This is a genomic window from Acidovorax lacteus (assembly GCF_039540375.1).
In the GTDB taxonomy this organism is placed as follows: domain Bacteria; phylum Pseudomonadota; class Gammaproteobacteria; order Burkholderiales; family Burkholderiaceae_C; genus Acidovorax_G; species Acidovorax_G lacteus.
Window position 1 is genome coordinate 61852 of the sequence record NZ_BAABEX010000030.1, and the last position, 14927, is coordinate 76778.

The 14927-nt window shown below is 64.2% G+C and carries 15 protein-coding genes and 1 riboswitch; of the genes, 4 read left to right on the forward strand and 11 right to left on the reverse strand.

Annotated features, from left to right (window positions below; translation table 11 throughout):
* Positions 1-33: 33 nt before the first annotated feature.
* Positions 34-271: riboswitch (cobalamin riboswitch) on the reverse strand.
* Between the two features lie 37 nt (positions 272-308).
* The 3 genes from ABD866_RS15185 (at position 309) to ABD866_RS15195 (ending at position 2049) form a co-directional block, all read left to right on the forward strand.
* Positions 309-548 (forward strand): DUF904 domain-containing protein, encoded by a 240-nt coding sequence (locus tag ABD866_RS15185; protein WP_345067036.1) that lies wholly within the window; start codon positions 309-311, stop codon positions 546-548.
* Complete coding sequence (locus ABD866_RS15190; protein WP_345067038.1) at positions 535-894, forward strand: cell division protein ZapA; 360 nt, start codon at positions 535-537, stop codon at positions 892-894. Before ABD866_RS15185 ends, ABD866_RS15190 begins: the two co-directional genes overlap by 14 nt.
* A gap of 333 nt (positions 895-1227) precedes the next feature.
* Positions 1228-2049 (forward strand): sulfite exporter TauE/SafE family protein, encoded by an 822-nt coding sequence (locus tag ABD866_RS15195; RefSeq protein ID WP_345067041.1) that lies wholly within the window; start codon positions 1228-1230, stop codon positions 2047-2049.
* A 23-nt stretch (positions 2050-2072) separates the two neighbouring features.
* Here ABD866_RS15195 and ABD866_RS15200 read toward each other — a convergent pair whose 3' ends face one another.
* The 4 genes from ABD866_RS15200 to hemN form a co-directional block, all read right to left on the reverse strand.
* Entirely contained in the window at positions 2073-4547 is a 2475-nt protein-coding gene (locus tag ABD866_RS15200) for a sensor domain-containing protein (RefSeq protein WP_345067044.1), read from the reverse strand.
* Positions 4544-5833 carry a cyclic di-GMP phosphodiesterase gene (locus ABD866_RS15205; RefSeq protein ID WP_345067046.1) on the reverse strand — a complete coding sequence of 430 codons (1290 nt, stop codon included), beginning with the start codon at positions 5831-5833 and terminating at the stop codon, positions 4544-4546. The genes ABD866_RS15200 and ABD866_RS15205 overlap by 4 nt, the downstream gene beginning before the upstream one ends.
* Positions 5834-5957: 124 nt before the next feature.
* Positions 5958-6686: a sulfite exporter TauE/SafE family protein gene (locus tag ABD866_RS15210; RefSeq protein WP_345067049.1), complete on the reverse strand. Its 729-nt coding sequence runs from the start codon at positions 6684-6686 to the stop codon at positions 5958-5960.
* An 83-nt stretch (positions 6687-6769) separates the two neighbouring features.
* The gene (gene hemN, locus ABD866_RS15215) at positions 6770-8152 is read right to left on the reverse strand and encodes an oxygen-independent coproporphyrinogen III oxidase (RefSeq protein ID WP_345067051.1); all 1383 of its coding nucleotides are present in this window, start codon (positions 8150-8152) and stop codon (positions 6770-6772) included.
* A 191-nt stretch (positions 8153-8343) separates the two neighbouring features.
* Here hemN and fnr point away from each other — a divergent pair, with 191 nt between their 5' ends.
* Positions 8344-9066, forward strand: a complete 723-nt coding sequence (gene fnr / locus ABD866_RS15220; protein ID WP_345067054.1) for a fumarate/nitrate reduction transcriptional regulator Fnr — start codon at positions 8344-8346, stop codon at positions 9064-9066.
* 380 nt (positions 9067-9446) lie between these two features.
* On the opposite strand, the gene ABD866_RS15225 is transcribed toward fnr, so the two are convergent.
* The 7 genes from ABD866_RS15225 to ccoN all read right to left on the reverse strand — a co-directional run bounded on the left by ABD866_RS15225 (position 9447) and on the right by ccoN (position 14874).
* Entirely contained in the window at positions 9447-9740 is a 294-nt protein-coding gene (locus tag ABD866_RS15225; RefSeq protein ID WP_345067057.1) for a hypothetical protein, read from the reverse strand.
* An 89-nt stretch (positions 9741-9829) separates the two neighbouring features.
* Entirely contained in the window at positions 9830-10102 is a 273-nt protein-coding gene (locus ABD866_RS15230; protein ID WP_345067060.1) for a FixH family protein, read from the reverse strand.
* A gap of 67 nt (positions 10103-10169) precedes the next feature.
* Positions 10170-11615, reverse strand: a complete 1446-nt coding sequence (gene ccoG / locus ABD866_RS15235; RefSeq protein ID WP_345067063.1) for a cytochrome c oxidase accessory protein CcoG — start codon at positions 11613-11615, stop codon at positions 10170-10172.
* Positions 11616-11697: 82 nt separating this feature from the next.
* Positions 11698-12612, reverse strand: coding sequence for a cytochrome-c oxidase, cbb3-type subunit III (gene ccoP, locus ABD866_RS15240; RefSeq protein ID WP_345067066.1), 915 nt, complete (start codon positions 12610-12612; stop codon positions 11698-11700).
* Between the two features lie 27 nt (positions 12613-12639).
* A complete protein-coding gene (locus ABD866_RS15245; protein WP_345067069.1) occupies positions 12640-12777 on the reverse strand; it encodes a cbb3-type cytochrome oxidase subunit 3 in 138 nt (45 codons plus the stop codon).
* Positions 12778-12788: 11 nt separating this feature from the next.
* Positions 12789-13418 carry a cytochrome-c oxidase, cbb3-type subunit II gene (gene ccoO, locus ABD866_RS15250; protein ID WP_345067072.1) on the reverse strand — a complete coding sequence of 210 codons (630 nt, stop codon included), beginning with the start codon at positions 13416-13418 and terminating at the stop codon, positions 12789-12791.
* Between the two features lie 16 nt (positions 13419-13434).
* Positions 13435-14874 carry a cytochrome-c oxidase, cbb3-type subunit I gene (gene ccoN, locus ABD866_RS15255; RefSeq protein ID WP_345067075.1) on the reverse strand — a complete coding sequence of 480 codons (1440 nt, stop codon included), beginning with the start codon at positions 14872-14874 and terminating at the stop codon, positions 13435-13437.
* Positions 14875-14927: the final 53 nt, after the last annotated feature.

The following is a 14927-nucleotide window of genomic DNA, read 5'->3' on the forward strand; positions in this document are numbered from 1 at the left end:
CGATGGGTGAAACGATTGCCGCGCTCGTGCGCGCAGGCAATCACCTTGTTGGCCGGTATCCGGGCTGGCGAAGCACCCTTCAGCGCCTTCCCAGACGCTTGTTCAAGGCATCCAGTGGCGTGTGACTGAAGAGGGAGCGAAAACGCTCGTTCGCTGACCGTTGCGGGGGCAGCGCAGGCTGGGTGCGTGCCGCGGTGGCACGACCTCCCTGCTTCCCGTTGAACTGCGGCATGCGAACCACACCGCGAGCACCAACAGCGGGCATTCTAAGCCGCTTTGTGCAGTGCAACCCTAGAATAGAAGCCTGTATGGCCACCCCTCCGAGCATCGACCAGATCGCCGAGCGCGTTGAGCGCCTGCTGTTGCGCCATGCCGAACTGCAGCGCACCAACGCACTGCTCACGGAACAGGTCACCGCCCTCACCCAAGAACGCGACTCGCTCAAATCACGCCTGAGCGCCGCGCGCGCACGGATCGATGCGCTGCTGGAGCGCCTGCCGGCTGCGGCCACCCCCACACCACCGCAGGAGCGCCATGAAGCAGATTGAGGTCCAGATCCTGCAGCAGAGCTACTTGCTCGCCTGCCCTGAAGGACACGAGTCCCGACTGCTGGAGGCCGTGGAAAAGGTGGACACCGCCATGACGCGCATCCGCGATGCGGGCAAGGTGCGCGCGCGCGAGCGCATTGCCGTGCTGGCGGCACTGAACCTGGCCTTTGAAGTCGCCGACCATGAAGCAGCCCGCTTGGCTGCTGCCGCGCAGGCGGCATCCGCCCCAGACGCTGCCATTGCCATAGAGACACAGGCTGCGCCCGGCGCAGAAGACAGCGAACGCCTGCAACAGCTTGTGCAGCGCCTCGACGAAGCGCTGGGCCACGACGGCCGCCTGCTGTAGCCTGCTTTAATGTCCGCGGCGCTACGCGCCGCCCTGACACGTCCGACGCTCCCCACAGGCTTTGCCCGCAGCCTACAATGACGAGGTCTGCGACGTTGCCGGGCTTTATATTTCCTTGAACCAATGCTCTCTGAGCACGGGCTTGGTACATCGCCTGGTGAGCGTGATCGTCTCGCGTCAGATGAACCCAACGCCTGGCTGCCCTCGCCCACCTGAACCCCCGGTTCAGGATGCCGGTCCGGTGGCGTTCGCAGACACCTTTTCTCGCCCGTCGTCCTGGCCCACTGCGCCCGGGCGGCGGCCTCATCCCGCCCCTCTGCCCGGACAACCCACATGCTTGATCCCCTGTTGATGCTTGAACTGGGGGCGCTTGGCCTGTGCACGGGCTTTCTGGCGGGCCTTCTGGGCATTGGGGGGGGCATGCTGCTCGTGCCGTTCCTGACCTTCATCCTGGGGGCTCGGGACGTGGCCCCGGACTTGGCCGTCAAGATGGCAATTGCCACCTCCATGGCGACCATCGTGTTCACCTCGGTCTCCAGCGTGCGCGCGCACCACGCCAAGGGCGCCGTGCGCTGGGACATCGTGCAGCGGCTCGCGCCCGGCATTGTGCTGGGGGGGCTGCTGGCCAGCCTAGGCGTCTTTGCCCTGCTCAAGGGGGCCTATCTGGCCTTGTTCTTTGGCCTGTTCGTGAGCTTCTCGGCCACGCAGATGTTTTTGGACAAGAAGCCGTCTCCAGCCCGTCAGATGCCAGGCACCGCCGGGCAGTGGGTCGCAGGCGGCGGCATCGGGTTTCTGTCGGGTCTGGTGGGCGCGGGCGGAGGCTTCGTGAGTGTGCCGTTCATGACCTGGTGCAACGTGAGCATCCACAACGCGGTGGCCACCAGTGCAGCGCTTGGTTTTCCGATTGCGCTGGCCAACGTGGCAGGCTACGTCGGCTCCGGACTTGGCATGCACGGACGCCCGGAAGGCTCTCTGGGCTATGTGTGGCTTCCGGGACTCGCACTGATCGCCGTCTGCAGCGTGCTGACGGCTCCCCTGGGCGCGCGTGTCGCCCATCGGCTGCCGGTACGCAAGCTCAAGCGGGTGTTTGCCAGCCTGCTGTTTGCACTGGCCGCCTATATGTTCTGGAAGGGCGTGATCGCGCTGGGCAACTGATGGCGGCACAGCCGCCGCCTCCGCTACGAGGAACTGCTGGGCGCCGGCCCCGCTGGTACGCGCCGGACCGGAGCGGGAGGCGGCACAAGCGGTACCGCAGCCGACAACTGCAGCAACTGCGCAAACATGTCTGCGGGCACCGCAGGCGAGCACAAAAAACCCTGGTAGTGGTCGCAGCGCAACTCCTGCAGCACCTGACGCTGAATGGGGTTCTCTACCCCCTCGGCAACCACCTCGATGTGCAAAGCCTGGCCGATGCTGATGATGGCGCGGATGATGGCCTGATCGCCTTCGTCGTCCGGCAATCCACGCACAAAAGACTGATCGATCTTGAGCTTTTGGATCGGCAGCTTTTTCAGGTAGGCGAGGCTGGAGTAGCCCGTGCCGAAGTCGTCGATCGCCAGACCAATGCCCAAGGCCGACAACTCGTGGAGGCGTGCCGCCATTTCTTGCGCCTCCTGCAGCAGGATGCTTTCGGTCAGCTCGAGCTCGAGCATGGCTGGGGGCAGGTGGTACACCGCCAGTAGTCGGGTAAGCCGATCCACGAAGTCGGGTTGGCGAAACTCAAGGGCCGACACGTTGACCGACACGACCACCGGTGTGCCGGCCTGCATCCAGGCCGCTGCACGCTGTATGGAGCGCTCCATGACCCACGCCCCTAGCGTGACGATGTAGCCCGACTCTTCTGCCAACGGAATGAAGGTGCCCGGCGACACAGCCCCCAGCTCTGGATCGTTCCAGCGGGCGAGCGCTTCAGCGCCAGTGATGCGTCCGGAGGACATGTCCACCTGCGGCTGAAAGTGCACGTCCATGCCGCCGCTGCCAATCGCCTGCCGCATGGCGTGTTCCAGCTTCATGCGAGACAGCAGGTTCGCGTTCATTTGCGGCTGGTAGAAGCCGTAGCTGCCGCGCCCCAGTTCCTTGACACGGTACATGGCGGTGTCGGCCTGCTTGATCAGGTCGTCCAGCGTTTTGCCGTCCTGCGGATAGAGCGCGATACCGATGCTGCACTGGATGGAGAACCCCATCTCATCCAGCATGAAAGGGCGCAGCATATCGTCCAGGATGCGCCGCGAGACATTCTCGGCAATCACAGCGCCCGCACCGTGCAGGTACACCACGAACTCGTCGCCGCCCAGGCGGCACAGCATATCGGTCTGCCGCAGACACCCTTGGATGCGCTCTGCAACCAATTGCAATACGCGGTCCCCGAACGGATGACCAAGCGAGTCGTTGATGATCTTGAAGCGATCGAGATCCAGAAACAGGATCGCAAAGCCCGTGTCCGACTGGCGCGCGCCTTGTACCGCGGTGTCCACACGCTGCGACAACAGCAGGCGGTTGGGAAGCCCTGTCAGCACGTCGCTGTACGCGAGCTCTTCAATACGCTTTTGGGCGGCGTGCTGCTGGGTCAGGTCGCGCATGAAGCCAATGCTCTGGACCAGCCGCCCCTCGTCGTCCCGCAGGGCCACCCATGACAGCTGGACCGCGCAGTAGGCTTCGTTGTCGCGGGGCAGCCACAGCTCGCCCTCCCAGTAACCATCCGCATCCCAGGAAGTCAATACCTGCTGCATGAAAGCCGCATCGGACCCGCAGCCGAACAGTGCAGCGGCCATGCAACCGAGGAACGTCGGAGCCGACGGCCCTACCAGTTTCTCGCATCCGGGGTTCATGCGGATCAGATGGTGCTGGCTGTCGGCAATGAAAATGGCATCCAGGCTCGATTCGAACACCCGGGCAGCCAGACGCAGACTGGCCTGAACCTCGGTCTGTCGCGTGATGTCGCGGAACGAGTACACACGTCCCGCAGGACTGCCGTGGATAAACTGCGGCACCGATCGGCGCTCCATGATCGTGCCATTGCGCAAGGACAGCAGGTCGGTGCTTTCCTTGAGGGGCTCACAACCGATCTCGTCCAGCCGCTGGCGGTAGAACACCGGGTCCTGGACCTGAGACGCCATGTGCTTGTGAATGGCCTCGTCGTCCCGCTGCAGCAGCAGATCGGCCGGTATGGCCCATAGCTGTGCCAGCCGCTGGTTGAACGCGCGGACCTGGCCACTCAAGCCACAAACGAGCATGCCATCGGCCGCAGAATCCAGCGTGGCCCGCAACTCTGAAAGCAGGGTCTCCAGCTCACGCTCCGTCTCGACTTGGCGACTGCGGTCCAGTGCCGTCAGCAAGAACGCGGGGCGTCCGTCCGGGAGCACCGCGGGGGCAACCCGTCGCTCAACTGCCACCAGTGTCCCGTCTGAGCGCAACAGGTGGCTCAGAGAATGAATGCCGTCCGCAACGACCGAGGTGGGCTCACTCCAGAACACAAAGTCCTCGGGGGTGGCTGCCAAGTCAATCACAGGGCGGCCCGCCATGTCTTGCGCAGGCATGCGCACCAGCTGCCCAGCAACGTGGTTGGCGTGCACGATCCGGAGGGTCTGCGCGTCGATCAGCCAGACCGCCTCCTGCAAGGCATCCAGCCAGGCGAAGCGCACATCTTCCGTCACGGGGCCGCCTCGGAGGACGCCGGGCTCACGGCCCGCTCGAAGAAATAGCAGATGCGCTTGCGGGGCGACAGATAGTCCAAGGCCTCACGCGGTAACTGCGCAGGCTTGAGACTGCGGCGAATCCCCAGCTCCGGAACTGTCTCCAGATCCAGAATCAGCGCCTCTTCCTTGGGAATCTGCGAATCGTGCACCACGACCCGAGGCCTCAGAGGCCGAGAGGAGTTGACCGACACCACGATGGCATAGCGGTCATTGACCAACTGGACCACCGATCCCGGGGGATAGACCCCCATCATGCGAATGAACGCTCCCAGCACCACCGGATCAAACTTGGACTTGTGCTGCGCAAACAGCACCGACAGCACCTCGTGGGGCGTCAAGGCGTCAGCACCGGGCAACGGGTTGCACATCCGGTCATATCGGTTGACCAGCGACAAGATCTGACTGGACCGAGGCAGTTGCGGGGCTGCGAGGCGCTGCGGAAAACCGCTGCCATCGGCCATCTCGTGGTGGTGGGCGATGGCGGTCAGCACCGCGGGCGGCAACCCCATCCGCGACGCAAATGCCACGGACTCGGCCACATGGGTCTGGTAGCGCAGGCGGTCGTTGGGCGTCAAGCTTGGCAGAGACTCGCGAAAGCCATCGGGCAGCTTGAGCTTGCCCAGATCGTGCAACAGAGCCGCCACGCCCAGCGACTGCAGCTCCTCCCCCTGCAAGCCCAGTGCTTTGGCGAGCAGCATGCTCAGCACCATCACATTCACCGGGTGCAGCGCACTGCGCTCTCCCGCGCCTTCCGAAAGCAGTCGGATCACCGATTCGCCGTTGCTCAGCATGTCGGCTGCACACCGGGCGACCAAGGCTTCCGTCTGGCGCTTGGCATCGGCTGGGTCGTCATAGACCAGCGAACCCAACTCGATGTACTTGCGGGTCGCCTCGCCGAAGCGCTGATTGCAACTGGCCAGGGCTCGATGCTGCTCCTCAAGCTCCCGCTTGCGGCGCCGCATTTCCGCGTCGGCAGCATTTTCTGCCACCACTGCCGTCTCAGGCGGGACCTCGGTGACCGCAGGAGCCACGACGGCGGGGGGCAACTCATCCACCCCAGGATCGCTCTTTTTGGGAAAGTAACGCACCTGCTGCAGACCCAGTTCGCGCAGCGTGGCGATCTGGTCGGCCGAAGACACCCGGAAACTGCTCACAGGAAAAGGATGGTGCAGCCAGCCTACGTCCAGCTGGATGTACATGCCAATGCGCAGTTGGCCAATGTCGATGAGGATGGAAGTGTTCACGTCAGTTGCGCACGAAGCCCCGGGGTGACCAGTGGTCACAAATGGTCTGTAACCATTATCACCAGTTCGAATGGCTTGTCTCGTGAACAATGCCCGTGTGCGCCCTCCCCGTGGCGCCTGCGCCTCAACGGCACCAAAGCGAGGGCTTATGGACCAGGTCGTACCAGAGGGCCCACACCGCCACAGCGCAGAGCATTCCCCCGGCGAGGCGTGTGCCCCACTCGGCACGCCAGGCATTGAAGACCCTGCGCAGTCGGCCCCAGGCCCAGGGAGCGGAGACCAGCCAGAGCCCCGTCCCCAGCCCGAAAGCCACCATCACCCCTGCACCGGCCAGCGCCCCGCCACTCAGCGCGGCCACCAGCAGCGCCGAATACAACAGACCGCAAGGCATCAAGGCCCAGGCCACCCCTGAACCGACAGCGCCGCCGGACGATCCGACCCAGGGGCCAAGGCGCCGCCACACCGCCCGCCCCCCTGCCTCCACCCACTGGGGCTGCCGGGCCTGCAGCACCAGCAGCAGGCCCCAGGCCAGCATGGCCACATGCGCCAGCGACCACAGGGGTCGGAGCGCCGCCGTGGCCTGACTGAACCAGGCGAGGCTGTCCATGGCCAGCGCCGCCCCTGCGCCCAGCAGGCCGTAGCCGAGCAAACGGCCGAGGTGGAAACCGACGAGACGCGACCAGCGCGGGGACGGTGGGGCGAGCGACGCCCACTGAACCGTCTGCAGACCACTGGCCGCTTGCGGTGGTGTCGCCTGCACGACGGTGCTGCACGGTGCCGAACACATGACCAGGCAGTGGGCTCCCCCCAGCACGCCCATGACCCACGCGCTCATGATCAGCGCGGTACTCATAAGCAAGCCTCCAGCCACAACGGAGACCACTCCCGCTGACCGAAGAAAGGCTGTGCAGGCGACATGCTGCGGGTCCGATGCCGTCAGATGATGCGAGAGAACCGCGCGCGGTTGCGGTCCGCCTGCAAATACCGATCGAACACCATCGCCACGCCGCGCACAAAGAACCACCCCATGGCGGTCACCTCGATGCCATCGTCCCGGACCGTGACCAAGCCCTGCCCGGCCATGTCTTCCATCTGGCCCATTTCAGCACCAAAGTACTGGCGGAAATCGATCAACCAGGCCTGCTCCAGTGGCTCGAAGAGCACCTCGCCCTGGCACATCAGCGACATGATCACCGCGCGGCGCAGCATGTCGTCGCGGGTGAGCGCCAAACCGCGCACGATGGGCAGCCGGCCCTGGTCGAGAAAGTCGTAGTACTCCTCCAGGCTCTTGGCGTTCTGGCTGTAGGTGGCCCCCACGCGACCGATGGCCGAGACCCCAAGACCGATCAGGTCGCAATCGGGCTGTGTGCTGTAGCCCTGGAAGTTGCGGTGCAGGCGCCCCTGTCGCTTGGCCACCGCCAGGGCATCGGTTGGCAGGGCAAAGTGGTCCATGCCCACGTACACATACCCGGCGTCCATGAAAGCATCCAGCGAACGCGACAGCATGGAGATCTTGGCCCCGGCGGTGGGCAACTCGGCTGCGACGATGCGGCGCTGAGGCTTGAAGCGCTCTGGCAAGTGCGCGTAGGCATACAGCGCAATGCGGTCGGGCCGCAAGTGGGCCACCTGCGCCAGCGTACGGTCGAACGACTCAGGGGTCTGTCGCGGCAGCCCGTAGATGAGGTCCACATTGATCGACTCGAAGCCCAACGCGCGTGCCGAGGCCACCAGCTCAAACACCTGCTCTGCGGGCTGGATGCGGTGCACAGCCTTCTGCACCTCAGCGTCGAAATCCTGCACCCCAAAGCTCAGCCGGTTGAAGCCCAGCTCCGCCAGCACCGCAAGCCGTTCGGCTGTCACGGTGCGGGGATCGACCTCGATCGAATACTCACCGCCCGGGGCCAGCACAAAGCTGCGCTGCAGCATGGCCATGAGCTCGCGCAAGCCATCGTCAGACAAGAAGGTGGGCGTGCCGCCGCCCAAGTGCAGCTGACTGACCGTCTGCCCCGGGCCGCACCGCGCGGTGTGAAGGTCGATCTCTCGGCTCAGATACCGCAGGTAGGTGTCTGCGCGGTCATGGTGCTTGGTGATGATCTTGTTGCAGGCGCAGTAGTAGCACAGCGACTCGCAAAACGGGATGTGCACATACAGCGACAACGGCATCGCCTTGGTGGTGGTGCCCAGACGGCGCTGGTCCAGCGCCAGTACGTAGTCGTCCTGACCGAAGGCTTCAACGAAACGATCGGCCGTAGGATAAGAGGTATAGCGAGGCCCTGGCACATCGAAACGGCGCAGCAGTTCGGGCGTTACAGCGGTCATGTGGAAATATCCTTGCGTGCTTTTGCACTGTGCCTTAGCCTTCGAGGCATGTCCTTGACATGAATCAAGCGATCTGCCGGTAGCTGCGGCGAGAATTTGCCTTACATCAGCTGCAGGCTCGCTCCTCGGAGAATGTCTGTGACGGCCTGCCGATCGAAGGTACAGGCGTTGCCATCTTTTTTTCAGAGTCCATGAATCCGCTCACCATCAAAGTCGCCTGTTCCAACTGCAACCTGCGTGAGTTGTGCATGCCGGTGGGGCTGAACGAGCAGCAATTGCAGCGCATTGATGACATCGTGGCGATCCGGCGCAAGGTCAAACGCGGCGGCACCCTGTTTCGCAACGGTGAGGCCTTTACCTCGCTGTACGCGATTCGCACGGGTTTCTTCAAGACCTGCGTGGCCACGGAGGACGGACGCGACCAGGTGACAGGCTTTCAGATGGCTGGCGAGATCATCGGTCTGGACGGCATCGTGAACGACCACCACACCTGCGACGCGGTGGCATTGGAAGACGCCGAAGTCTGCGTGATGCCGTTCGATCGGATCGAGGACCTGTCGCGCGAAGTGACGGCACTGCAGCACCACGTGCACAAGATCATGAGCCGCGAGATCGTGCGCGAGCACGGCGTGATGCTGCTGCTGGGCAGCATGCGGGCTGAAGAGCGGCTGGCGGCGTTTCTGCTTAACCTGGTGCAGCGCCTGCACGCGCGCGGGTTTTCGCAGTCTGAACTGGTGCTGCGCATGACGCGCGAAGAGATTGGCAGCTACCTCGGGCTCAAGCTCGAAACCGTGAGCCGTACGTTCTCGAAGTTCGTCGAGGAAGGCATCGTCGAAGTCAAGCAGCGGCATGTGCGCATCCTCGATACCGATGCGCTCAAGCGCATCGTGAACAGCCAGCAGACCTGCCACTGAAGGCGGCTCTCCCGCTGCCAGCGCTGGCCTGTGGCACGGCCCGCCGTGCCGGCAGATCCACCCCGGCACCCCTGTGAACCAGGCGGCTTGCGGTCGGCCGATGCGCCTGTGCAGCAGCCCCACCGGTGCATCACCGAACGCAACCGGCAAAAACGCGCACCGCACCCACGCCCACGGCCCTTGCGTAGGCTGCTTGCGCTGTCTGGTGCGATTTCGGCCCCTCGTGCTTATTTGACAAGCACGAGCAGCTCCTGAATTGATAGCAAACCAAAAACCTGGCACCGCCCGGCCCGCAGCGCGCGGTGCATCCACCGCAACGCAGCGGCTGCGTGGAGCACGGTGCCACGCCGTTGCGGGCACCCGCGCGCGACCGTTGCGGCTCAGGAACAGGATGCGCCCTTGCGGCAGTCGTCCGGCCGCTGGTCCTGCGGCACCGGACACCGGTTGACTTCAAACGGAGAGAGCGACAGCAGCGTGGTCAGCGCGCTGGAGGCCATGGCGATGGCCCAGAACACAAAAAAGGCCACGGTGTAGACGCCCTCGCGTGACAGGGGCACCGGCTGCCCAAACCAGTGAAGATCTTGCGGATCGACCATCGCGAAGACCAGTATTTCCAGCACGCCCGCCATGAGAAAGGCTGGCCATGCAATCCACATCCAGCGCTGAGTCCACATCGTCTGTCTCCTTGCGGCCATTCGGCCGTTCTGCTGTGAGGAAGATGCCCGGCCTCCCACGCGGGGCGCCACAGGCCTGGCCCGCAATGTCAGCGAGGCTGGTCCTCAGGCGGCGTGGCCGCATGGTTGCGGCCCTTCATGGCGGGCGCGAGGCTCTTCTCGGGATGGGCCAGCGTCTGGTTGATTTCCACACCGCGGCGGTAGTAATCCTCGGCAATCACCGGATCGGGGCGGCTCAGCGCCAGCCACAAGGTGACGAAACCCGCAACGATGACGATGGCCGGTCCGGCGATCAACATCCAGACATGGCCAAACTTCCACCACGGTGCGGCACGGGGTGCCAGGTTCTGGGAAGAGGACATTTCGATACTCCTTACAAATTCTCAAACAGCTGCTGTGAGCCGAGGCCCTGCGGCAGCACCACGCGCCTCATCGGGGCACCAGAAAGACCGATTTCTCGATCACCTTGTGGCCGTCGGTCAGTCCGCGCACCTCCAATTGCACCGGGTGCGAGCCGGATGGCGCCGATCCATACGGAATCTGCAGACGCAAGGCCACCCAACGCGACTCGGCCGGCCCCACCTCGACGTCGCCGTCCGACAGAGCCTCCAGCCCGTCCAGTCCTGTCGCAGAGATGTGGTAGCGCTGCGTGGTCTCGGTGGCGTTCATGATCTGCAGCCGGTACACGTTTTCCAGTTTGCCGCCCGCCACGATGCGCGACAAGGCCGCGCGGTCCCGCACCACGTCCACCTTGAGCGGGGTGCGCATGACCAGGCTGGTCAACATGGCCACGCACAGTGCCAGCAGCAGCGCCGAATACACCAGCACGCGCGGGCGCAGCACCCGGCGCAGCATTTGCGACTGTGTCCAGTGCTGGGCCACGCCGTTCTGCGTGGCATAGCGGATCAGCCCGCGCGGGTACTTCATCTTGTCCATCACAGTGTCGCAGGCGTCCACACACAAGCCGCAGCCGATGCACTCGTACTGCAGCCCCTTGCGGATGTCGATGCCCACCGGGCACACCTGCACGCACAGCGCACAGTCGATGCAGTCGCCCAAGCCCTTGGCCTTGTGGTCGGTGTCCTTCTTGCGTGGCCCGCGCGGCTCGCCCCGTTCGGGGTCGTAGCTCACGATCAATGTGTCCTTGTCGAACATCGCGCTCTGAAAGCGCGCGTACGGGCACATGTATTTGCAGACCTGCTCGCGCATGTAGCCCGCATTGCCGTAGGTGGCAAAGCCATAGAACAGCACCCAGAAGATCTGCCAGCTGCCTTGCAGGGCCAGCAGCTCGCCGCCGAGCTGGCGGATGGGGACGAAGTAGCCCACAAAGGTGAAGCCCGTCCACAGCGCCACCGAGATCCAGGCCAGTTGCTTGAGCGTCTTCTTGCGGATCTTCTCGGCCGTCCATGGGCCGTTGTCCAAGCGCAGCCGGGTGCTGCGATCGCCCTCGATCTTGTGCTCCAGCCACATGAAGATCTCGGTGTAGACCGTCTGCGGACAGGTGAAGCCGCACCACAGCCGCCCGGCCACGGTGGTGAACAGAAACAGCGACAGGGCCGAGATGATGAGCAGACCCGTCAGGTAGATGAAGTCCTGCGGATACAGCACCAGGCCGAAGATATAGAAGCGTCGCGCCCCCAGATCGAACAGCACCATCTGCCGCTCGCCCCACTGCAGCCACGGCAGGCCGTAAAACACGAGCTGCGTGAGGAACACCATGCCCCAGCGCCAGCGCGAGAACAGCCCGCTGATAGAGCGCGGGTAGATCTTCTTCTGGGCTTCGTACAGGGAGATGACCTCGACCTGCGAAGACGCATCAGGCTCCGCGGGGGTGATCGGAATGACCTTGCGAGGCTGGCCGTCAGTGGGCTGCATGGTGGCTCATCTTCAATAACGTGGGGGGCCCCAAGGCCCCGGAGAACGCGTGGCGACGCCCCCGCGCCGCCACAGCGCAAGCTCAGCGCGCAGCGCCGGCCTTGTTCGACAAACCCCAGACGTAGGACGTGAGCACGCCAATCTGGGCTTCCGTCAGCTTCTCGGCCTGCGCAGGCATTTCATTGACCTTGCCGTTGGTGACGATGGCGGCGATGGCCGCCTCGCCCCAGCCGTGCAGCCAGATGTCGTCGGTGAGGTTGGGCGCGCCCATGGCGGTCATGCCCTTGCCGTCGGCACCGTGGCAGGCTGCGCAGGCGGCAAACTTGGGCTTGCCCAGCGATGCGCGCAGCGAGTCGTGGGGGCTGCCCGACAGGCTCAGCACATAGTGCGCGACGTTGCGAACGTCTTCCGGCGTGCCCACGGCCGCGGCCATCGGGGGCATGTTGCCCACGCGGCCCTTTTCCAGGGTCTCACGGATCTTCTCCGGTGCGCCGCCGTGCAGCCAGTCCTTGTCGGTCAGGTTCGGAAAGCCCTTGCTGCCCCGCGCGTCGGAGCCGTGGCACTGCGCGCAGTTGTTCATGTACAGGCGCTCGCCAATCGCCATAGCCTGCGGGTCACGGGCCAGGTCCTCGGGCTTCATCGAAGCAAAGCGCGCATACAGGGGTTCGAGCTCCGCCTTGGCCTTGGCCACTTCGGCGTCGTACGCCGCCTGCTGCGACCAGCCGAGCTTGCCGGCAAAGGCGCCCAGACCGGGGTAGGCGGCCAGGTAGGCCAAGCCAAACACGACGGTGATGACGAACAGCCACACCCACCAGCGCGGCAGGGGGTTGTTCATTTCGACCAGGTCCTCGTCCCAGACATGGCCCGTGGTGTTGTCGCTGGTGGAGATAACCTTCTTGCGGCCGGCCATCCACAACAGCACCAGACAGGCGACGATGCCGATCACGGTGAGCGCTGCGACGTAAACCGACCAGAAATTGCTGGTGAAGTCACTCATGGGTAATTCTCGTTCTGGTGGTGATCGTCATTCCTGCTCGAAAGGCAGCTTGGCTGCCTCATCAAAGCGGCCCCGGTTGCTGCCCAGGTAGGCCCAGACGCAGATACCGATGAAGACGGCCAGGCTGGCCAGCGTTGCGACGATGCGCATGGTGGTGATATCCATTGCGAACCTCCTTACTTGAGCGCACGGCCCATGACCTGCAGGTACGCAATCAGCGCGTCCATTTCGGTCTTGCCCTTGACTTCCTCGGCCGCAGCGGTGATCTGGGCGTCGGTGTAGGGCACGCCCACGGTGCGCAAGGCCTTCATGCGGGGCGCCACGTCGGCCGGATTGACCGTAGCCTTCTCAAGCCACGGGTAGGCCGGCATGTTGGACTCGGGCACCACATCGCGCGGATTGATCAGGTGCACGCGGTGCCATTCGTCGCTGTACTTGCCCCCCACGCGGTGCAGGTCAGGGCCCGTGCGCTTGCTGCCCCATTGGAAGGGGTGGTCGTACACGAACTCACCAGCCACCGAGTAGTGGCCGTAGCGCAGCGTCTCGGCGCGGAACGGGCGGATCATCTGCGAGTGGCAGTTGTAGCAACCCTCGCGGATGTAGACGTCGCGGCCTACCAGTTGCAGCGCGCTGTACGGCTGCACGCCCTTCACCGGCTCGGTGGTGGACTTCTGGAAGAACAGCGGCACGATCTCGACCAGCCCACCGACCGCGATGACCAGCAGGATCAGCACGATCATCAGGAAGTTGTTGGTCTCGACCTTCTCGTGGCTGAAGCCTTTGGAGGCGGTGTTGTTTTCGGACATGTGAAGCTCCTCAGACTCAGGCGTGGGCCGCATTGACGGCGGGAATGGCCACCTTGACCGACCGGCCCGAAATCGCGGTCAGCCAGACGTTCCAGGCCATCACGAGCATGCCGCCCAGGTACAGCAGGCCACCGGCCACGCGGATCACGTAGAACGGGTACGAAGCCTTGACGCTTTCCACGAAGGTGTAGGTCAGCGTGCCGTCGGCATTCACTGCACGCCACATCAGGCCCTGCATCACACCGGCAATCCACATCGCGGCGATGTAGAGCACGATGCCGATCGTGGCCATCCAGAAGTGCACCTCGATCGCCTTGATGGAGTGCATCTTTTCGCGGCCAAACAGGCGCGGCACCAGGTAGTACAGCGATCCCATGGAGATCAGGCCCACCCAACCCAGCGCACCCGAGTGCACGTGGCCCACGGTCCAGTCGGTGTAGTGGCTCAGCGCGTTGACGGTCTTGATGGACATCATCGGGCCCTCGAACGTGGACATGCCGTAGAACGACAGCGACACGATCAGGAAGCGCAGGATGGGGTCGTCGCGCAGCTTGTGCCAGGCACCCGACAGGGTCATGATCCCGTTGATCATCCCGCCCCAGCTGGGAGCCAGCAGGATCAGCGAGAACACCATGCCCACCGATTGCGTCCAGTCGGGCAGCGCGGTGTAGTGCAGGTGGTGGGGGCCGGCCCACATGTAGGTGAAGATCAGCGCCCAGAAGTGCACGATCGACAGGCGATACGAGTACACCGGACGGCCAGCCTGCTTGGGGATGAAGTAGTACATCATCCCGAGGAAGCCCGCGGTGAGGAAGAAGCCCACGGCATTGTGGCCGTACCACCACTGCACCATCGCATCTTGCACCCCGGCGTACGCCGAGTAGCTCTTCATCAGACCAGCAGGCACGGCCGCACTGTTGACCAGGTGCAGGATCGCCACGGCCAGAATGAACGCTCCGAAGAACCAGTTGGCCACGTAGATGTGCTTGACCTTGCGGATGCCCACCGTGCCGAAGAACACGATGGCATAGGCCACCCACACCAGCGTGATCAGGATGTCGATGGGCCACTCCAGCTCGGCGTATTCCTTGCCCGAGGTGTAGCCCAGCGGCAGGCTGATGGCCGCGGCCAGAATCACGAGTTGCCAGCCCCAGAAGGTGAAGGCCGCCAGAGGGCCCGCAAACAGGCGCACCTGGCAGGTGCGCTGCACCACGTAGTAGCTGGTGGCAAACAACGCGCAGCCGCCGAAGGCGAAGATCACCGCGTTGGTGTGCAGCGGACGCAGGCGCCCGTAGCTCAGCCATGGGATACCGAAGTTGAGCTCAGGCCAGGCCAGCTGGGCGGCGATGAAAACGCCCACCAGCATGCCAACCACCCCCCACACGACGGCCATGATAGAAAACTGCCGCACGACCGAGTCGTTGTAGTGCGCAGCGCTTGTTTTTGGAGAATCCATCGGGCACCTCTTTTGATAGCGGTGAAAGTTTCAATCAGTGACTGCCTGGGGGC